17 protein-coding genes are annotated in these 19,501 nt (G+C 42.1%); 7 read left to right on the top strand and 10 right to left on the bottom strand.

Annotated features, from left to right (window positions below):
- The first annotated feature begins 174 nt into the window (after positions 1–174).
- A complete protein-coding gene (locus D6D85_RS08350; protein ID WP_125671601.1) occupies positions 175–1,377 on the top strand; it encodes a saccharopine dehydrogenase family protein in 1,203 nt (400 codons plus the stop codon).
- Between the two features lie 71 nt (positions 1,378–1,448).
- Positions 1,449–1,652 (top strand): ribbon-helix-helix domain-containing protein, encoded by a 204-nt coding sequence (locus D6D85_RS08345; protein ID WP_125671600.1) that lies wholly within the window; start codon positions 1,449–1,451, stop codon positions 1,650–1,652.
- 6 nt (positions 1,653–1,658) lie between these two features.
- On the opposite strand, the gene D6D85_RS08340 is transcribed toward D6D85_RS08345, so the two are convergent.
- Positions 1,659–2,270, bottom strand: a complete 612-nt coding sequence (locus D6D85_RS08340; RefSeq protein ID WP_237558799.1) for an MBL fold metallo-hydrolase — start codon at positions 2,268–2,270, stop codon at positions 1,659–1,661.
- A 134-nt stretch (positions 2,271–2,404) separates the two neighbouring features.
- On the opposite strand from D6D85_RS08340, the gene D6D85_RS08335 reads away from it, so the two are divergent.
- The 3 genes from D6D85_RS08335 (at position 2,405) to D6D85_RS08325 (ending at position 6,192) form a co-directional block, all read left to right on the top strand.
- Positions 2,405–2,845, top strand: coding sequence for an Lrp/AsnC family transcriptional regulator (locus tag D6D85_RS08335; RefSeq protein ID WP_125671598.1), 441 nt, complete (start codon positions 2,405–2,407; stop codon positions 2,843–2,845).
- Positions 2,846–2,854: 9 nt separating this feature from the next.
- The gene (locus D6D85_RS08330; RefSeq protein ID WP_125671597.1) at positions 2,855–4,717 is read left to right on the top strand and encodes an APC family permease; all 1,863 of its coding nucleotides are present in this window, start codon (positions 2,855–2,857) and stop codon (positions 4,715–4,717) included.
- 107 nt (positions 4,718–4,824) lie between these two features.
- The gene (locus tag D6D85_RS08325) at positions 4,825–6,192 is read left to right on the top strand and encodes a RuvB-like helicase (RefSeq protein ID WP_125671596.1); all 1,368 of its coding nucleotides are present in this window, start codon (positions 4,825–4,827) and stop codon (positions 6,190–6,192) included.
- On the opposite strand, the gene D6D85_RS08320 is transcribed toward D6D85_RS08325, so the two are convergent.
- From D6D85_RS08320 to D6D85_RS08310, 3 genes are read right to left on the bottom strand one after another with little or no spacing between them, the layout of a single operon-like run.
- A complete protein-coding gene (locus tag D6D85_RS08320; RefSeq protein ID WP_125671595.1) occupies positions 6,189–6,611 on the bottom strand; it encodes a universal stress protein in 423 nt (140 codons plus the stop codon). The two genes, D6D85_RS08325 and D6D85_RS08320, sit on opposite strands and share 4 nt — an antisense overlap.
- Positions 6,611–6,880, bottom strand: coding sequence for an Lrp/AsnC family transcriptional regulator (locus D6D85_RS08315; protein WP_125671594.1), 270 nt, complete (start codon positions 6,878–6,880; stop codon positions 6,611–6,613). Before D6D85_RS08315 ends, D6D85_RS08320 begins: the two co-directional genes overlap by 1 nt.
- A 41-nt stretch (positions 6,881–6,921) precedes the next feature.
- The gene (locus D6D85_RS08310) at positions 6,922–8,055 is read right to left on the bottom strand and encodes an RNA-guided endonuclease InsQ/TnpB family protein (protein WP_125671593.1); all 1,134 of its coding nucleotides are present in this window, start codon (positions 8,053–8,055) and stop codon (positions 6,922–6,924) included.
- Between the two features lie 199 nt (positions 8,056–8,254).
- Here D6D85_RS08310 and D6D85_RS08305 point away from each other — a divergent pair, with 199 nt between their 5' ends.
- On the top strand, positions 8,255–9,388 hold the full coding sequence (locus tag D6D85_RS08305) for a M24 family metallopeptidase (RefSeq protein WP_125671592.1): 1,134 nt from the start codon (positions 8,255–8,257) through the stop codon (positions 9,386–9,388).
- A gap of 10 nt (positions 9,389–9,398) precedes the next feature.
- A complete protein-coding gene (locus D6D85_RS08300; RefSeq protein WP_125671591.1) occupies positions 9,399–10,559 on the top strand; it encodes a class I SAM-dependent rRNA methyltransferase in 1,161 nt (386 codons plus the stop codon).
- A 72-nt stretch (positions 10,560–10,631) separates the two neighbouring features.
- Here the strand turns inward: D6D85_RS08300 and D6D85_RS08295 are convergent, their stop codons facing one another.
- The 6 genes from D6D85_RS08295 to D6D85_RS08270 form a co-directional block, all read right to left on the bottom strand.
- Complete coding sequence (locus D6D85_RS08295) at positions 10,632–13,232, bottom strand: outer membrane protein assembly factor BamB family protein (RefSeq protein ID WP_125671590.1); 2,601 nt, start codon at positions 13,230–13,232, stop codon at positions 10,632–10,634.
- 75 nt (positions 13,233–13,307) lie between these two features.
- The gene (locus D6D85_RS08290; protein ID WP_125671589.1) at positions 13,308–15,062 is read right to left on the bottom strand and encodes a glutamate--tRNA ligase; all 1,755 of its coding nucleotides are present in this window, start codon (positions 15,060–15,062) and stop codon (positions 13,308–13,310) included.
- Positions 15,063–15,117: 55 nt separating this feature from the next.
- Positions 15,118–16,524 carry an NADPH-dependent glutamate synthase gene (gene gltA, locus D6D85_RS08285; protein ID WP_125671588.1) on the bottom strand — a complete coding sequence of 469 codons (1,407 nt, stop codon included), beginning with the start codon at positions 16,522–16,524 and terminating at the stop codon, positions 15,118–15,120.
- Positions 16,525–17,445, bottom strand: a complete 921-nt coding sequence (locus D6D85_RS08280) for a sulfide/dihydroorotate dehydrogenase-like FAD/NAD-binding protein (protein ID WP_125671587.1) — start codon at positions 17,443–17,445, stop codon at positions 16,525–16,527.
- Between the two features lie 20 nt (positions 17,446–17,465).
- Positions 17,466–18,764 (bottom strand): ABC transporter permease, encoded by a 1,299-nt coding sequence (locus D6D85_RS08275; protein WP_161969770.1) that lies wholly within the window; start codon positions 18,762–18,764, stop codon positions 17,466–17,468.
- Positions 18,748–19,488: an ABC transporter ATP-binding protein gene (locus tag D6D85_RS08270; RefSeq protein ID WP_125671585.1), complete on the bottom strand. Its 741-nt coding sequence runs from the start codon at positions 19,486–19,488 to the stop codon at positions 18,748–18,750. Before D6D85_RS08270 ends, D6D85_RS08275 begins: the two co-directional genes overlap by 17 nt.
- Positions 19,489–19,501: the final 13 nt, after the last annotated feature.

The following is a 19,501-nucleotide window of genomic DNA, read 5'->3' as shown; positions in this document are numbered from 1 at the left end:
ATCTTGCCTCCCTCACGGGCTCGGAACATCCGAACCATTGATTTCAGGGAGGTTTGTATTTAAGCTTTGCCATTCATCCCAAAGCTAAAGCACTGGGTTTTCTGGACATCCATTTTTATAAGGAGAAAGCTTGTGAAAATTAACTTTTTAAGGGATGATTAAAGACGGTAAGCGATGTCAATGAGGGTATTACTTCTCGGAGCAGGCTTAAGTTCATCTTCAGCTGCCCTAGATTTGGCAGATGATAGACTTAGTCCCGATGTGGAGGAGATAGCAATAGCAGATATTTCGATTAAAAGAGCTGAAAAAGTTGCCAGAAAAGCGTTAAGGCTGACCAAGAGGAAGGAGATCAAGACAATGCATGTAGATGCATCCTCCGATGACCTAGTCAGTTTGATAAAGAATTATGATATTGTTATAAATGGCTTACTTTATACATACATACCCAAGGTAATGAATTCTTGTCTAGAAGCAGAAGTCAATTATGTGGATCTGGGAAGCGATGTAGAGACTGTTAAAATGCAGAAAAACCTTGACGAGAAGTTCAGGGACAAGGGAATCACCGCAATAATAGGTATGGGATGCAGCCCTGGGATGATAAATATAATGGCAAAAAAAGCCGCAGAAGAGCTTGATTATGTTGAAAAAATAATAATGAGGGAGGGCTGGGTGGATTTAACCGATTACGGACCGGTGAACATACCTCTGCCTGTTCCTTATTCTTTTGACACAATCGCAGATGAATTTGAAGACAAAGTCGAGATATGGACTGAAAATGGTATTGTCCTGGTGGAAGCGCTCTCAGGGGTTGAAATAGTGGATTTTCCTGAGCCTGTGGGAAGGCAAAAAGTCTATTATGTGGAGCATCCAGAGACATACACAATAGGGGAGTACCTGAGAAACAAGGGCCTCAAGTTAGTTGATTATAAGCTCTCATTTCCTGACGAGCTAGTGATGAAATACAGCATGCTTAGAGATATGGGTCTTCTAAACGAGGAGGAGGTATTTTATAGGGGAAGAAGGATGACGATGAGGGACCTCATTAGAGAAAAAGCCCTCGAAAAAATAGAGGCAATTGATATAACTCCGGATGACTTTGATGCAATAATAGTTTCAGCTTACGGCTTGAAAGGTGGAAGATCTGCTATCTGTAGGGTAATTTCTCTGACAAAAAGCAATAAGAAATGGGGAGTTTCAGCTCAATCCTTAGCTGTTGGAGTTCCTGCTTCCATAGCAGCACAGATGATAGGATATAATAGAATTGAGAAAGGAGTTCACAATCCCGAAGAGGTGATAGAGGCGGATGAGTTCATCAAGCTTGCATCCAGAAGAGGAATAGAGTTCAGGGTTAATCTAGAGATTAAATTAGACAGTTGACGTAAGTTATATAGCTGCTATACTAATGCTTAAATATCTCAGCTTCCTTGGGTTGGTTAAGGCGAGCGAAAATGGCTGAGTTGGCAGTACAACTGGACGACGAGCTTGTATCAACTATAGATGCATTGGTAAAGGAGGGGAGATTTTCAAGCAGATCGGAAGCTATAGAGGCAGCTGTAAAGGGAATGATCAGAAATGAACTTGCCGAGAGATTAAGATTCCTCCTAGATCAAGCTGTAGAAGAGATTGTATCTATCAGGAGATCTGGTAGGTAACCCTACCTACTTTTTTGATATTATTTCCATCATCATGCACCGTTCAGCTCCTATCGTGGTCCCATCACCGTGACCGGGAAAAACCAATGTCTCACTTGGCAAATCGAGCAACTTTCTCATGGATAAAACGAGATCGTCATAGCTGCCTCCCGGGAGATCAACCCTGCCAAAAGCCCCCCTAAACAGAGTATCTCCCGAGAAGAGCTTTCCCTCCCAGAGAAGGCATACACTTCCAGGAGTGTGACCGGGGGTGTGAATCACTTTTATCGGGCTGTCGTTCAATCTCAGCTCATCTCCGTCCTCTATAAACCCATCAGGTTCTATCTCTACATATTCCTCAATTCCAAATCTTGATAACTGATATCTTAGTGACTTTAGCAAATATAAATCCTTCCTGTGAATCAAAATTCTAGCATTCTTTGCTTTTTTAAGCGTATTTGCAGCCATTACATGATCGAAATGTCCATGTGTCAGGATCACTGCGTTCAGTTTTGCATCTCCCACTTTGCCCAGTATTCTCTCTCCTTCCCATCCGGGATCTATAACAACAGCCTCATTCGAGGACATCAGAATGTAGCAATTTGTCTTCAGAGGCCCGACTACAAGCCTTTCCAGCATAAGGAACATCGATTCAGATGTATTAAAATTTAGCTCATGAACTCGATTTAGAGGCTTCTATTTTTATTTGTATCCAAGTAGCTCAAGCACTGCTAATTTTATTAAGAGTGTCTTCTATTGCTGTTGGGTAAAATATGAGAAAGGACCGCTTCATCGATGAGAAGGACATGGAAATACTAAAAATGCTCAAAAAAGATGCAAGAATTCCGCTCACAGAAATATCAAGGATAGTCGGAATAAGCGATGTTGCAGTGAAAAAGAGGATATCAAAGCTCGAGAAGAGAGGGGTAATAAGAGGATACACCGCACTTATCGATCCCTCTCTTTTAGGGTATAACTCCGTCTCCCTCACAGGAATTGATACGATGCCTGAATCTATATTCAAGGTAATAGATATATTAAAGAAGAAAGACTATATAAATACGATTTATGTTACCACGGGCGATCACATGATCATCGTTGAGATATGGGCAAAGGATAATCAGGAGATGAGCGATATATTAAAGGAGATAGAGTCCATTGAAGGTGTTAAGAGGGTTTGCCCTGCAATAGTTCTGGATGTAGTGAGGAAATAGGGGTCCTGTATGGAGAAGAAAGCTGCCCTAAAGAGAGAAGTTGGATTACTTGGCTCCTTTGCAATGGGATATGCTGATGTTGGTGCCGATGTGTACATAGCCTTGGGTGTAGTTGCCCTTTATGCAGGGGGGGCAGCTCCCTTAGCATTCGCTTTTGCTGCTATAGCCTATGTATTCACAGGACTTGCATACGCAGAGCTAGCAAGCACCTACCCTTATGCCGGAGGAGCTCACGTATATTCCATGAGAGCTCTCAACGATTTTTGGGGATTTGTAGCGGGATGGGCCCTTCTTTTTGATTATACCGTGGATATAGCTCTTTTTGCTCTTGCATCTGCTGGATATATGTCATTTTTCTTCCCACAGTTGTTAAGCATAAGCTTCTGCGGAGTAAATGGCCTTTCCCTCTTTGCCTTTTTCATAGTATTATTTCTAATTATTGTAAATATAGTAGGCATAAGGGAGAGCTCAGCCCTCAACATAGCACTCGTGATGCCAGATGTCGTGCTTGAAGGAGCAATTCTGCTGCTTGGCTTTGCTCTTGCATTTAATTTTAATAGTTTTATATCCCAGATATACCAGATTGGGAATCCAGCTATATTGCTTGATGTTGGATATGTAAACTCCTGTAATATAAGTTTGCAAAACTTTATTTATGCTCTTACCCTAGCTATGATGTCGTATGTGGGCATAGAATCCATAGCCCAAGCAGCGGAGGAGACAAGGAGACCGGATAGATGGATCCCCAAGGCGACAAAATTCTCAATACTAGCTGTTGCTGTGTTTGCAATAGGACTTTCCACATTGGCTAACGGTTTAATGAGCTGGAAAGAGCTTGTGGCCAATATGAACAAACCTCTAGTAGCTATTGCATCCAAAATACCTTTTCTAGGGAAGGTATTATCCATAGTGACTGCATTTACCGGATTTATAATAACTCTTGCATCTGCTAACACTGGAGTAGTGGGAGTTTCCAGAGTTGTTTTCTCCATGGGAAAGTTTAAGCTGTTACCTGGATGGTTTTACCACGTCAACAGGAGATTCAGAACTCCAACGAGGACAATAATAACCTTCGGCATGCTGGGAGCCTTAATGTGTCTCTTTCAAGGATTAGAGCAGACTGCAGGAATGTATGCTTTTGGGGCGCTCTTGTCCTATATTTTGGTCAACATATCTCTGATAAAGTTAAGATTCATAGACAGAGATGCTTACAGACCTTGGAAACTTCCAGGATCCATAAAAATCAGGAGAAGGGAGTACCCACTAGCTGGAATTATGGGAACAATAACCACCTTAATAATGTGGATCTTAATAGTAATCTTTCATCCAAGTGCTAGACTTTTGGGTGTAGCTTGGATTCTGTTTGGCATTTCCCTATATGCACTTTTCAGAAGAATGATGAAAATGCCAATAATGGGAAAATTAGGAGGAAAGGATATTTTGCCCGGCGGATTTCACCTTGATGCTTTGATAGTAGTTAAAGAGGGCGATCCTCTGGATCTAGTGGCTGATAAGATAGTAGAATCTCTAGATAATAGATTTAGACTGAATTTCTCAATGCTTATTGAGATTCCAAGAGCAAAGGCTGAAGATATCATAAGGTATAGAGAGGAAAGCATGAAGAGCCTGAGATGGCTTGAGAATAAGTTAAAAGAGGAAGGATATTATGTTAGATACAACATTGTAATAGTCGATCCATTAAAAGAGGGAAGTATAATGGAAAACCTGAGGGAGGAGCTTGATAGAGCAGATGTAATAGTGCTCTTCTCCACTAGGAGGAGGAGATTCGGATTAATGGGAGAAGCTCTTCCTGAGGCACTCTCCGAGAGATACCCCGGAAAGATTATGATCATAACTTTAGGAGAGATCTGAGTAAGGGTTTAAGTGCAAGCGGAATTATAATTTAAATATATTATTTCACAGAAAAGCTTAAATTTTCGCTCGATAAGTTAGATTATCGCTCTTGGGAGGTGGGAATCTTGTCCGAGATAAGAGAGATATCAGGACCCACACCCAAGAGGCTGGAGAGGGTTGGAGCTCATAGCCATATAAGAGGCTTAGGAGTTGATGAAAACCTGAGAGCAAAGCTCGTTGCTGATGGAATGGTGGGACAGACAAGAGCTAGAGAAGCTGCATATCTAGTTGTGAAGATGGCTAAGGAGGGAAAGCTCAGCGGAAAAGGAGTTCTGGTTGCAGGACCACCTGGAACTGGAAAAACAGCACTGGCAGTGGGAATAGCTAGGGAGCTTGGGGAGGATGTCCCCTTCATAGTGCTCTCTGGCTCTGAGATATATAGCGCAGAGAGAAGAAAGACCGATGTTCTAATGGAGGCAATGAGAAAGGCAATAGGTGTTAGGCTGCATGAAATGAGGAAGATCTACGAGGGGGAGGTCACTAAACTTGATGTTAGATATGCTTCAAATCCATATAATCCCTACTATCAGATACCTAGAAGTGCCAGAATAACCTTGGAGACGAAGAAGCAATCCAGAACATTTGAAGTCGGGGAAGGTGTAGCTGCTCAGCTTGTTGAGCTGGGAGTTAGAGAGGGCGATGTGATACAGATAGATGCTGAGACTGGAAGAGTGGCTAGAGTGGGAAGATCCAGCTCAAGCAAGGAGTTATATGAAATAGAGACTGAAAAAACAGTTCCAAAGCCGGATGGAGATGTGATGAAGGAGAAGGAGTTCATATATACGATGACTCTATATGATCTAGACGAGCTTTTCGCAAGGAGAAGAGGATCGGGCATAGCCTCCCTGCTTTTCGGCTTCTCAGCAGAGAAAGAGATAAGTTCGGAGATCAGAGCATCAGTTGATGAGCAGGTCAGTGAGTGGGTGAAGGAGGGAAGAGCTGAGATAATACCAGGGGTGCTATTCATAGATGACGTTCACATGATGGATATAGAGGCGTTGAGCTTCTTAGCAAGGGCTATGGAGGGAGAACTTGTCCCCATAATAGTCATGGCCACAAATAGAGGGATTACCACAATAAGAGGAACTGATGTAAAATCCCCATTCGGCCTTCCTCTAGACCTCTTGGATAGGCTTGTCATAATAACAACAGATAAATACAACGAGGAGGAGATAAGGGAGATTTTGAAAATAAGAGCAGCAGAAGAGAAAATTGAGCTTGAAAAGGAGGCATTTGATTCTCTTGTAAAGATAGGAGCTGAAACATCCCTTAGACATGCTGTTCAGCTTCTCAGCATGGCTGGAGTGAGAGCTAGATCGATGTCAAGAGATAAGGTGCTTCCTGAGGACGTAGAGGAGGTGAAAAAGCTCTATACAGATGTAAAACAGGCAATGGAGCACCTCAGGAAGTATGAATCCGAGTTGTTATCCTAAATTTTATCAACTAATAAAGTTATAACAGGTTTCCTCGAGAGCTCTGATACCTTGGATGAGATGCTCCTCTGAAAAATCCTCTTTAAACTTTTTCTCCTCCTTTTAAGCATGAATATTACGTCATGATTTTCCTCTTCTCCTTCTCTAGCTATTGCCTCAGCTATATCCCTTGACATCACAACTCTTGTCCGAACATTCAGACCTTTATCCATGAGCTCCTTTGCCATCTCCTCAAGCCATTTATTCGCCTCCTCAAGCTCCTTTGAGAAGAGCTCTCTATCCATCGCTGTTGTTATCGGTACCTGAATTACATGAAACAATGTTATCTCATCCTTTTCCGATAATACCGGCATTATCATGTGAAAAAATACATCCAAGTCTATCTTTCTGTACAAAGGCACTAAAATCCTTTTTGCCATTATTCCTCTACTACCTCCCCGTTTCTCTTACTTGTATGGAGTATTACCACAGTGTTAGTTCCTCTTATCCCCTCTAGAGATAGGATCTTCTCCTTGAGGAACTTTCTGAAGCTAGCTGGATCCTCTGTTTTAACGAGGGCAACTAAGTCATAGTCTCCAGTTACCTCATAGAGATCTATCACTTCCTCCATCTCCTGAAGCTTTTTCGATATCTTGTCGATGCTTTTGCTCTCTGTGTATATATTGATCAACGCATATATGCCAGGCATACGAGAAAAATCTCGAGCAAAATTTAACCGTTGTCGGATAGTTATATAACTACCCGTTCCATCTCGGATAGCAATCTGTTGCTATCCTCATTGATGGCTTTCAGGGGCAACGGGGCTCCCCTCATCCTGAGCATATTAATGCCTGCGGTCACATCCCTATCACTTTCATAACCGCACCGCAGGCATCTCACAAGCCTGTGCCCATTCGGAGCTAGTCTTCCCCCACATATCGGGCACAGGCTTGAAGTTCCCCTCGGGTTAACATATATAACTGGCAGACCGTTAAGCTTAGCCTTATAATCAACATAGAACTGAAGCATTCTGAAGTTCCAGTTATGCAACCTTCTGTTCAGCATTCTTCCCCTTTTTATGCGTTTTCTTATCCCCTTCAAGTCCTCCATCAGTATTCCTAGGTTGTGCTGTTTGGCAAAATCCACAATCTTTTTTGAAATTTTGTGGCATAGATCCCTTGTCCTTCTTTTCTCCCTGTCGGAGTACTTCTTCATCAGCCTCTGTGCAGTCTTAGGCTTGTATCTGACAAGCTTCTGAATATTTCTCCTGATGATAAAATAGGTTGTGTGGATCGTTCTTAGCTCATGATCTACCCTTAAAACATGGGGATTTGAACTTACCGCTGTTATGTTAGATTCATTTATATCTATCGCTATCCATTCCTTTGGATTCTGCAGATCCACTTCTTTTCTAAATGGAATTATTATCTTGTCCTCATTTATCGTTACCTCACCGATCTTAAGCTTCCCCTCTTTCCATGCATCTATAAACTTCTTCTGATATTCCCCGAATTTCAGGTTTATGAACAGAAACTGCCTCGGCCTGACCGAGATCCTGATCTTATCTCCATAAAACCTGTAGAGCTGGGGATCTAACTGCATGAATAACTTCTTGGCCTCAGGCTTCCCCTCTCTGTGTTTCTTCCTGTATTTCTTGAGCATAGCTAAAGCTATCTTGCATGCTGAATGGCAGAAATGGGTTGAGTAATCCCATCTCTGCTTCCACTCCTCATAGACACCTTTCCTCAGCTTTGCATAAGATGTTATCCTTCTTTTATAAGCATAATCTATGCAGAAGTTTATCATTTCCCTGAAGTCCTCTAGAAGTTTTTTGAGCTCATCATTAGGCTCATATCCGAAGGGGACTCCTAAAACAACTTCCACAATCTGAATATACACATAAGAATTATATAAAGGTTAACTATCTGGAAACTGCCGACGAACCCTATCTCACATACAGGAGTACACTAACTGGATATCACCAATAAAAAAGCTTAAAGTTACTGATAATACAAATATATAAGTAATATATTGAGCACTGATAACCTGTCGAGTTTATCAATTATCAGCAACATGATAGCAGATGTTCCCCAAGGAGGAGTATGACTCAAGGATATCCAAGCTTAAGAAGTGGATGGACAGCAAAAGAGTGGATTTATGCGTGATTAGATCGGGCGCAAATATGTTCTATCTTTCCGGAACAAACACAGCATCTGCATTAATAGTGCCAATTGACGAAGAACCTTTTCTAATAGCTAGATATGCATTCGGGGATAAAATAGCTGAGGAGCAGGCTGTGTATGAGGTAGTCACTGTAAAGCCATTTTACGGTCTTGACAGGGTTGAAGACAAGAAAATAAGCCTTTTGATAAAAGAAGAAATTAAAAAGAGAGGAATAAGAGCTAGAAAGCTTGCTTTTGATGGAAACAAAAAAGAGGAAGAGGAACTGAGGAGGACCTTTAGAAGAGGAGGAAGAAGCCTTCCTGTTCTGAATTTAAGTCAGGAAATTCTTAGGATTAGGGCCGTTAAAAGCGAAAGAGAGATTGAAACAATGAGAAGAAGTGCTGATATATCTGTGAATGCTTTTTACAATGTAATCCCGGAGATAGTGCCGGGAGCAACAGAAAAAGAGATAGCAGGTAGGATAGAGTTAGAAATGAGAAGGCTTGGAGGAGATGGTCCGGCTTTCCCCACAATAGTCTGTTTTGGAGAGAATTCATTTAATGCCCACCATATTCCAACAGAGAGGAGGTTAAAAAGTGGAGATATCGTGCTCATCGACTTTGGATCGAGTTATCACATGTACGCTAGCGATATGACAAGAACGTTTACAGTGGGAAAACCGGAGAGGAAACTGGAAGAGATGTGGTATTCTGTCTATGAAAGTCAGGAAAAAGCCATAATGAAGATTAAGGCTGGGATAAATGCTGAGGATCCAGATAAAGAGGCTAGAGATGTGTTAAACAAAAGTGGATTGCTTGAGAACTTCGTCCACAGCACAGGTCATGGAATAGGCTTGGAGGTTCATGAGCCTCCTAGACTTCTTGTAGGTGTGAAGGAGAGGATAGAAAGCGGCTATGCTGTGACAGTGGAGCCCGGTGTTTACATAAAAGGATGGGGTGGCATCAGAATAGAGGATACCATGATAGTGAGATCAGATGGAGCTGAAATATTGACAAAAAGACTGATCAAGGAGATTGAGCTGAAACAACACTGAGGGTTGAGTCATGAGCTGGCATCCGACTGGAGAGGTTATTGTTGACAAAAGAGGAACCTCTCTTATCCTCTCAGGCAGATTTAACATAGGCTTAAATATGATAAAAAAGCTCATCGGACCGGTATCAAGAGGAGATGTTGTCATAGTGAAGGATGAGAATGGAGAATTCCTTGGAGAGGGCTTTTATGAGGAAATAGGATCCGTGGGAGTGAGAATGTTGGCATTTAAGGATAGGATAAGCTTAGATCTTATAGATGAGAGGATGAAAAATGCCTTGGATATGAGAAAGAGGATGAAGCTTGGAAATTATTTCAGATTAGTGCACAGCGAAAGCGATCTCCTTCCAGGGCTCATAATTGATTTTTATAATGATATAGCATCTATAACTAGCACATCTGTCGGATTTGATGCAAGGATAAAGGATATAGCTAATATATTAATTAAGTTGGGCGCTAGAGCTGTTTTTGCAAGGAACGACAGCAGAACTAGGAGACAGATAGACCTCCCATTATGGAAGGGAAAAATAGCTGGAGAAGGTCCATCGGACACCATAATAGATGAAGAAGGTGTCTTATTTCATGTAGATGTCTTAAAAGGGCAGAAAACAGGGTTCTTCATAGATCAGAGGATAAACAGAATAAGTTTGAGGAGATATATATCAAAGGGAGATAACGTACTGGATCTCTTCTCATATACAGGAGGATTTGGCCTACATGCAGCAGTAGAGGGTGCAAATGTCACTGCTGTCGATGAATCCGATTATGCGGAGGAGGAAATTGTTAGAAATGCTGAGCTTAATAAGGTTAAAATAAATTTCATAAAAAGAAATGTAAAGGAACTTAAGATAGGAGGAGAGTACGATGTTGTTATAGCAGATCCTCCTGCCCTAATTCCTTCTATAGACAGGAAAGATGCAGGAAAGAAGGCCTATTTAACGTTAAACACAAAAATAATGAACATAGTGAGGAAAGGGGGGTTTATATTCACTTTTAGTTGCAGCCAGTTTTTATCTCAAGAAGAGCTAAAGGGAATAGTGATCAAGGCTGGAGATAAATCCGGAAGGAGTATTAAACTGCTGGATGGAGTGCTAGGCCAATCACCCGATCATCCAGTGGATCCAAAGCATCCATGGACGGGATATCTCAAGGGTTTTATCGTGAATTGCACGTAGATTATGAAATCGAGGAAAAATCCTTTGCATAGAGGCTTATAGCAGAATTTATTATGTTTACCGGAAATTATCTCATTCAGCTGATTCCTTCTTTCTTATCTCATCCCCAACTATCTCCACATCCCCTCTCTTTTTGGCGTACATCTTAAGGGCTACCATCCTGAGCTCTGGAGGAACCATTGTGAGCATCGATGAGGGAGCTCTGCCCCATATTCTCAGCATTATGTCTATTCTCTTCTCCACAACGTCCCAGTTGTTTATTAAGACCTGTCTAGCTGCAATAACCCTCTTTTTCAGCGAAGATACGGTCTCCGCTAACTTGTCTATCTCGTTTGCTGCTTCATCTAATCTGTTGGATGAGAGAAGTCCCTCAACCTCAGATATCCTCTCCTCCAGCTCGGATATCTCATCGTGAAATACCTCCTCTCCTACTTCTCCTTCTATGCTCTCATTTAGTGACTTTACATCCAACAACTCGCTTTTCACTCCCCCTATTCTGTCTTTTATCTCCTCTATGTTAACTTCAGGCCTCATAAGCTCCCTTGGTTTTTCTTCCTCTGGTTTTTCTAGTGCAACCTCCGGCAATCTCTCTGCTTCAGGAACTTCTGTCTCAATTTTCTCCAAAGATGGGACAGTAGCAGGAGGTTTTGGAGGTAGTCTAGCTGCATAAGCTGGTTTTTTCCTTCTTCTATAGACTAGAAGACCCCCTATGCTGGCTAACGCTATGATGAAAGCAGCAAGCAAATAAGGAATGTTTGCCAGAGAAACTTTGCTTGTTTGAGTGCCCAGACCAATCTGTATGCCACGAGAGACCCTATCTATTACTATTCCATCTGCAGAAACTACTGCACTAAGAGAGTGATTTCCCTGAGCCAATTTTACGGGCATTGCAAATCCCTTCGACTCTCCCTTATTTGCAAAGTAGATATTTGTCTGATTTACCTTGATCCCATCCAAGTATATTTCGAGAACCATGTTTATTTTGTCGCCGATTCTATTTGTGAGATTGGCGAGTAGGAAGAAATTATTATCTCTCTGAACTACATTTAAGTTATCCAAAACTTTTACGGGAACTATCTTAAGCTGAGTTTTTCCCTCAGCTAACACCTCTCCTTTTGACAGTATCTTCACATGCAGAACAGAGCCTCCCTCTTGTTTGCCAAGTATTTTAATATAAACTTCTGTTAATTTATTCTTTTCTATCTTTATTTTGTTAGGAAATGAAAGAACCACACCCTCTGCTTCCGCTGACAGATCAAACTCCTCTGTGTCCATCGTGTTATTTATGACTAGGCTTATGTTTTCCGTGCCTCCGAGCGGAATTGATACGCTGTCTGGCATCTTCAGCTTTATCTCCCCAGCAGTCACTACTTGAGGCTGATATTTAGCTGATATTATAGGAGAAAGCTTATGGCCATCTATCACAAAGCCGGCAATCAGATATGTCCAGTTTTCTGGAACGGATGCAGAAATTGAAATTGATTTACAAAATCCGGGCGATATTACAGCAATTTCGGATATCTTCATACTACCTGTGCTGTTATCAAGCATATATAGCGACACCCTTTTCTCCGAATTCGTCAGAAGGCATATATCCCCGTATATGTTAACAACCCTGTCCTTCACATATTTCTCTCCAAAAAACAAAAGAAGGTCTATTTTATCTATTATCAGATCGCCTGAGCTGGATATACTAGCCAAATAGGCCTCTCCTGATTCGGAAAATCCCCTGAAAGAGGCCACGCTGGATAAGCCTCCTATGCTCTCCTTATATATAGTTGTTCCAAATATATTTTTAATTATAATACTGTTTGATCCAAGTGCTACTATTGCACCCTCGGATATAAGAGGTTGGCAAAGAGGCCACATATCCAGCATCTCAGATGAGATGGATCCATCAACCACATTTATTCTAATAAAACTGCCACCTCCAGTCAGAATATACACATTATTCCCTGCGGACACAAGTTGTCCAGCTGGAATGAAACCCGATTTTATACTTGTAAGAACCTTGATGGATCCATCCTTGTCTATCAGCACAACATCCCTGCTGTCAGTTATTCCAACAACCTTTCCGGCAACGGAGCCAATGTTCATGAGAGCTATATTTATTGGAATGATATAACTGCTTGAAAATATCAGATAGGTGTTCTTGCTAGTCGCAACAGCAACACCTCCTGAAAATGAGGTCAGCAACCTAGGTACAGAGTCCAATTTGATGCTCCACGCTCTCCTAAGACTAAGCAAGTTCAAAGTAATCAGATTTCCTGAGCTTAATGGAACATATATCATTCCACTGCTTATTATCGGCTGTGTAGATACCTCACCTCCCAGTGAAATGGAGTCTAGAACATTGCCATTGACCGCATCAACTAAGTAGAGGGATCCTCCTTCTGAAAACACTAGCAAAGACGAATCTGTCTCCAGAAGAAACTTTACCCTGTACGGTATGGAGGAGGTCCAGATCTCCCTCCCATCAAAGCATATCTTTTTCAGAAGGTTGTTGATCGCCACAACCACTCCATCCGATAGTATTAGAGGAGATGGGGTTGATTTCACGTTATCCGGAGAAATTCCCAGTTTTACTACAGTAACATTGCTGTCAACTGCAATAACATCAGTATACTGCAGAAAGAGGATCATTATGAGAAGTATCGCGATTTCCCTGCGCATCAGAAGTTTCCTCCTAAAGCAGTTATAAATTTGCCTCCTGAAAATACAGAGCCATATTAAATTAATAAATTTATATCATTCATGAGAGAATATTAAGTTTATAGTTCTATCCAGCGAGTCCACCCTAGCGAAGCCATATCTTATCAGCTGTATTCTATCACCGGGCCTCAGTTCCTTCATAGCAGGCTCCCCAAATCCTCCCACTATTGATATGGAGTAAGGAGATAGGGGTTTTATCACTTTAACCGGAACTGCTTGATCTGCTGGAACCCACTGGATCACCTTTTCGGATTCCTTCCTCTCAGATATGTGCTTGAGGGAGATTTCATCGGGCATTATACTTCTAACGGTTGCTGTTGAGAGACCCCTCAGCCTTATCGTGTCGCCTTCTTTTAGCACTTTCTTGTCCTCACTGGATATGTACAGTGTAGCTATCCCCTTTTTCACGGAAATCTCTATTTCCCTGTACCCCATATCCTGCCTGCTTGGATGCACTTGGACTTTCGCCTTAAGCCCTTCAGGAAAGTTTTCTATAACTGCTCTTACAGGATCAGGAACGAACATATACCTTGGAACTATCGGATCCAGTATCTTCCTGTTATAAGCAGCTATAGCATCCATTGATATGGTAGAATCCACCTTGCTTGGGCCTAGATCGTAGAAGAATCTGGATATCGCTTCTGGAGTTATTCCTCTTCTAAATAGGCCTCTTAAAGTCGGAATTCTGGGATCATCCCATCCCTGAAGTATTCCCGACTCTATCAAAGGCCTTATATACCTCTTAGATAGGGGAACTCCCTCTACAGTAACCCTTCCAAATTGTATCATCTCGTACTTCCTCAGATTCAATTTTTCCAAGATAGTTCTCTGAACCTCCACATGAGGCTCAAACTCCTTGCTTCTGAAGGCATGAGTAACTCCTGTCAGAGAATCCATGACACTTATGGAGAAGTCATATGTGGGATAGACTCTGTACTTCTTTCCCTGTATAGGATGCTCTGCTTCCACTATCCTGAAGATCCCCGGATCCCTCATGGTACGATTAGGATGGTTCATGTCAGTCTTCAGCCTAAGATGTGCCTCCCCTTCTGGTATGCCTCCGTTTATCATTTCATGCCATAACTCCATGTTCCTCTCGATGGAATTCCTCCTGTGTTCGCATTCTATTCCTTCAGCCCTGAGCTTTCTCACTTTTCTCGCATCGCAAGTGCATACATAAGCATCTCCTTGTTCTATCAGTTTTTCAGCCAATGAATACATATGGAGCAGATAATTTGACTCTATTATCTCCTCATCCCAGATTCCTGGGGAAAGACCTAATTCTCTTTCAGCTCCCTCAAGTATCGCCTTGAATTCCTCTCTTATCGCATCATAGAACTCCTTTCTCTCAACTCTTGGATTTGTGTCCTCAAACCTCAGGAGGAATTTTCCTTTGTAGATTCTAGCATATATAAATGGCACGAGAAGTCCCTTTGCATGACCTAAAGTAGGGTACCCATTCGGTTCCGGGGCAACTCTTGTTACCACTAACCCAAGCTGAGCATTCTTAAGCTCTGGCCATTTTCTCTCCCCCTCTGGCTTTTTCCTCTCCAAGGTAACTCCTAGCTTTGAGATTATATCCTCTAGATCGCTTTTCTCCATATTATTTACTCTTTCCACAATCTGCTCGACTATTCTCTTTATCTCAGACGCCTTGCCTTTATATTCAGGCAATTCTGCCATTATTTTAGCCATAACAGGTTCCACTCTAGCCTTTCCGTACTTCATAGCATTTTGAACAGCATATTTCATGGCAAGCTCTTCGATCCTATTTCTCTCTATATCGCTCATCGGCTATCACTATAAAGCCTACTTAATAAACTAATTTCTGGTTATATGAAGGAACTTATTTTTGTCTCAGGTAAGAATCTATGCTTTTTGCTGCTTTCCTTCCATCCCCCATGGCAAGTATAACTGTTGCTTCCCCTCTTATAGCATCTCCTCCAGCAAAGACACCAGGTATACTTGTCATGAGGTTCTCGTCTACTACTATTCTGCCTCCCTCATCAACTTTCAGCTGAGGAACGCTCTGAATAAACGTCTTATTTGGAGTCTGTCCTAGGGCTATGATGGCATTATCAAACTCCATTATCACGGTTTCCCCTGTTGGAACAGGCCTTCTTCTTCCCGACTCATCAGGTTCACCCAACTCCATCTTCTCAAGCTCTATAGCCTTGAGGTTCCCACGATCATCTCCTATGAAGCGTTTTGGAGAAACTAGGAACATAAACTTCACACCCTCTTCTTCAGCATGATGTATTTCCTCTATTCTCGCTGTCATCTCAGCTTTCGTTCTTCTATAAAGTATCCATACCTCAGCACCAAGCCTAAGAGCACTTCTCGCAGCATCCATAGCAGTGTTTCCACCGCCTATAACTGCTACTCTCTTCCCTACTTTGATAGGCGTGTCGTACTCTGGGAAGGAGTAGGCTCTCATTAAGTTAACTCTAGTCAGAAATTCATTTGCAGAATATATACCATTTAAGTTTATACCTTCCCAATCAGCAAACTTGGGCGTTCCAGCTCCACTGCCTATGAAGATGGCATCAAAATTCTTCTTCAGATCATCAAATGTTATTGTTTTTCCGACGAGAACATTAGTCTCTATTTTAACTCCGAGCTTTATCAGGTTGTCTATTTCCTTTCTTACTATTTCCTTGGGAAGCCTGAATTCTGGAATTCCATATACTGTCACTCCTCCGGGTTCATGAAGTGCTTCGAATATAACAACTTCATAGCCCATTTTAGCAAGCTCTGCTGCGCAAGTTAATCCAGCTGGTCCAGAGCCTATAACTGCTACTTTTTTGCCGTTTGGTTTTATGTTCTTTATTTGTTCCTCCAGAAGTTCTCTATCTATTCCTTTTTCCCTAGCATAATCTGCAACAAACCTCTCCAGCTTTCCAATATTTATCGGATCTCCTATCTTTCCCATTACGCAGAGCCCCTCACATTGAATCTCCTGCGGACATACCCTCCCTGTCATTGCTGGAAGCAAATTGGTGCTCCATAGCACCTCTAGGGCTCCTCTTATGTCCTCTTCCAGTATCTTTGATATGAAGAGTGGAATGTTTATGCTCACAGGGCATCCTTTCACGCACAGCGGGTTCACGCACTGGAGACATCTTTCTGCTTCTTTTTTCGCTAGCTCAAGCGTATATCCTAAATTTACTTCATTGAAATCTTTTACCCTTTCTTCAGGTTTTCTTTCAGGAGTTTGAACTCTAATCTTGTTGATAACCCGCTTCTTCGACATTTATATCATCCCCCTCTCCCTTTTCCATTTCTCGAATGAAATCGCCTCTAGATCCTTATAGTAGTCCAGCCTTCTGAGAAGCTCATCAAAATCCACCTGATGAGCATCGAATTCTGGACCATCAACGCATGCAAACCTTATCTTTCCACTTATTGAGACCCTGCAGACACCACACATTCCCGTGCCATCAAGCATTATTGGATTTAGGCTTACCACTGTTTTTATTCCATGGGGTTTAGTTAACTCCGCTATGAGCTTCATCATTATCATTGGACCGACTGCATGAACTAGATCCAGCTTTCTTCCGTCTTCGATGAGCTTCCTTAGTGCATCCGTAGTGAATCCCTTCATCCCATAGCTCCCATCGTTTGTAGTTACTATCACTTCATCACTGACTTTTCTAAGCTTTTCCTCCCAGAATACCAAGTCCTTGCTTCTAAATCCAAGTATTGATATCACCTTATTTCCTTTTTCCTTCATAGCTTTTGCAACAGGATATATCTCGGCAACACCAACTCCTCCCCCCACCATAACGACAGTGCCAAAATGATCTATGTGGCTGGGATTTCCCAGAGGTCCTAGGATATCGAGTATTCGCTGACCAACTCCATATAGCCCCAGCTCATGAGTAGTCTTTCCCACTTCCTGAGCCACTATTGTTATAGTCCCTCTGATGGGATCCACGTCTGCTATTGTCAGGGGTATTCTTTCTCCCCTCTCATGAAGCCTTATCACGACAAATTGCCCAGGCTTAGCATTTTTTGCTATAGCTGGAGCCCTTATTTCGAACAAGTTAATTTGAGGAGCCAATTTCTCTTTATGAACTATCAAGGCATTTTTTGTTCCTATATCCCCTATTACTCCCTCCCCAGCACTTCCATCACAAGCAGTCACTTTCAATGGATCACCCAGTCTATCCATACCCGTCAAATTAAAGATTTTTACGAAGAGGATATAGTCTCTCTTGAAAACATCTTGGAGCTTATCCACATGAAGAGTACAAGATATGCCACTGAAAGCAGAAGACTTTCCACTATTGGCAGGAAATCGCCAGGATTCAGCATTATGTCCCTAGAAAAAACTATCAAATTAGCTACAGGCACAAATCTAAGAGCTCCCATCATCGACGGGCTCATGTACGGAATAGCTATTATTGGTATTATAAGGCCCATTGTTATGAAACCCACATATTGTTGAGCTTCCTTAAAGCTTCTTGCAAAGGAAGCGCCGATTGTTATCAAAGCATTGCCTGTCAGAGCTGATAATATCACTGCCACTATTATCCCTGCTACCACAGCCATAGGATTATAGCCTATCCCAGGAAACATATCTTTGAGGCTGAAGTTCATGGATTCAGAGGGATAGAATGGGATAAAGGCCACCATAAGAACTAGGCTCACTCCGAGGGATAGTATCATGGTCACAGCACTTAAAAGTGCTATCATTGCCATTGCCAAGTACTTTCCCATGAGAACTGAGAAACCGCCAACGGGATTTGATAGAAGAGCCTCTAGAGTTTTCCTCTCTCTTTCTCCTGCTATCATATCTAGAGCGAAAGAACTAGCTCCGGATATCGCTATTATTCCTATGAAAATCGGCAATAGCATAGCTGAGAAGACGCTTGCTGGACTAACAGTGATTCCCTTTGGAACAACTTCTTTCATCTCGGTTTTTATCGGTTCAACGTATTCGAGGCTCATATTGATCTGCTTAAGCCTTTGATACAATATATTTCTGCTATAGCTCTCGATGACATTCGATATCACGCTGATCGCCATGCTGTACTTCATGTTATATGGATCAAAGTAATAGATTAGTGTTGCACTCTTCCCGGCAGACAGTCTCTCAGAGAAATCTCTGGGTATGAAAACTACTAGATCGGCTGATCCTTTTGCCATGACCTCGCTTATATTGATCTCCTTATTCTCCACAACAGATTTAGCTAATGCTTTTGTCAAATTTTTTACCAAATCTTGAGCCATCGGATCTAAGTTTACTATTACTATAGAAGGAGGGCTTGTCTTGGGGCTCATCATGAACAACGGAACTGCCATTGTTATGGGCATCAGTATAGCTGGCAGAAGAAACACATTTATCATTGTCCTTCTGTCCCTTATAGACTCAGTCAGCTCTTTCCACATGACTATAACCTCTGTTCTACCGGGTATTGTGTATCCCAGTTTGCCAAATGATCTAGTAAGCTTTACTTCACCGGAAGAACCCTTAAAGAGCCTCCACATGCTCATCCCTCACTAACTTTACAAATATCTCCTCAAACTCTTTCTCTCCGGATATTTTCTCAAGCTCAGCCCTGCTTCCACTGTACACTATCTTCCCCTTGTTTATTATTGCCACATCAGAGCAGAGCTTTTGGACCTCCCACATGTTGTGGGTGCTGAGCACGACAGTCCCACCTTGGTCGGCATATTCCCTTATTATCTCCCTTATCTCTCTGGCACTCATAACATCAACACCAAGAGTTGGTTCATCAAGTATTAGAACAGGCGGTTCATGTATTATAGCCCTAGCAAATGCCAGTTTTTGCTTTTGACCGCTTGAGAGCTTATCTGCCATTACATATCTCTTCTCCTCTAGATTCAACCTTTTAAGCAGTTTTTCCACTCTCCTCTCCAGATCATAACCGCTTAGTCCCCTAAGCCTTCCAAAGTAGACGAGATTCTCCTCTGCCGTCAACCTCGGATATATTCCTGTGTTCTCCGGCATGACACCTAACAGCTTTTTTGCCTCATTTTTCTCCCTGAGAGCATCGTATCCCATAACATAGATCTCTCCAGACGTCGGTCTAAGAGCTCCGTATATCATTCTCAGAGTGGTGGTCTTTCCAGCTCCATTTGGACCCAGATACCCGAAGACACTCCCTTCTTTTACAGAAAAGCTCACATTATCCACAGCCACGATATCCCCGAACTCCTTCCTGAGATTTATCACCGTTATAGCGGCCATCTGGATTAAGAGA

This window comes from Candidatus Methanodesulfokora washburnensis (assembly GCF_003947435.1).
Classification (GTDB): domain Archaea; phylum Korarchaeota; class Korarchaeia; order Korarchaeales; family Korarchaeaceae; genus Methanodesulfokora; species Methanodesulfokora washburnensis.
The sequence above is the reverse complement of the archived record's forward strand: the minus strand, read 5'-3'. Positions and strand labels throughout refer to the sequence as shown.

What these genes read in the sequence shown, in the direction of transcription:
- D6D85_RS08345 (WP_125671600.1), top strand. Translation starts at nt 1,449, where the DNA reads ATGGCTGAGTTGGCAGTACAACTGGACGACGAGCTTGTATCAACTATA.
- D6D85_RS08275 (WP_161969770.1), bottom strand. Translation starts at nt 18,764, where the DNA reads ATGTGGAGGCTCTTTAAGGGTTCTTCCGGTGAAGTAAAGCTTACTAGA.
- D6D85_RS08330 (WP_125671597.1), top strand. Translation starts at nt 2,855, where the DNA reads ATGGAGAAGAAAGCTGCCCTAAAGAGAGAAGTTGGATTACTTGGCTCC.
- D6D85_RS08315 (WP_125671594.1), bottom strand. Translation starts at nt 6,880, where the DNA reads ATGCCTGGCATATATGCGTTGATCAATATATACACAGAGAGCAAAAGC.
- D6D85_RS08305 (WP_125671592.1), top strand. Translation starts at nt 8,255, where the DNA reads ATGTTCCCCAAGGAGGAGTATGACTCAAGGATATCCAAGCTTAAGAAG.
- D6D85_RS08270 (WP_125671585.1), bottom strand. Translation starts at nt 19,488, where the DNA reads ATGGCCGCTATAACGGTGATAAATCTCAGGAAGGAGTTCGGGGATATC.
- gltA (WP_125671588.1), bottom strand. Translation starts at nt 16,524, where the DNA reads ATGTCGAAGAAGCGGGTTATCAACAAGATTAGAGTTCAAACTCCTGAA.
- D6D85_RS08350 (WP_125671601.1), top strand. Translation starts at nt 175, where the DNA reads ATGTCAATGAGGGTATTACTTCTCGGAGCAGGCTTAAGTTCATCTTCA.
- D6D85_RS08300 (WP_125671591.1), top strand. Translation starts at nt 9,399, where the DNA reads ATGAGCTGGCATCCGACTGGAGAGGTTATTGTTGACAAAAGAGGAACC.
- D6D85_RS08280 (WP_125671587.1), bottom strand. Translation starts at nt 17,445, where the DNA reads ATGGATAGACTGGGTGATCCATTGAAAGTGACTGCTTGTGATGGAAGT.
- D6D85_RS08335 (WP_125671598.1), top strand. Translation starts at nt 2,405, where the DNA reads ATGAGAAAGGACCGCTTCATCGATGAGAAGGACATGGAAATACTAAAA.
- D6D85_RS08340 (WP_237558799.1), bottom strand. Translation starts at nt 2,270, where the DNA reads ATGCTGGAAAGGCTTGTAGTCGGGCCTCTGAAGACAAATTGCTACATT.
- D6D85_RS08290 (WP_125671589.1), bottom strand. Translation starts at nt 15,062, where the DNA reads ATGAGCGATATAGAGAGAAATAGGATCGAAGAGCTTGCCATGAAATAT.
- D6D85_RS08295 (WP_125671590.1), bottom strand. Translation starts at nt 13,232, where the DNA reads ATGCGCAGGGAAATCGCGATACTTCTCATAATGATCCTCTTTCTGCAG.
- D6D85_RS08320 (WP_125671595.1), bottom strand. Translation starts at nt 6,611, where the DNA reads ATGGCAAAAAGGATTTTAGTGCCTTTGTACAGAAAGATAGACTTGGAT.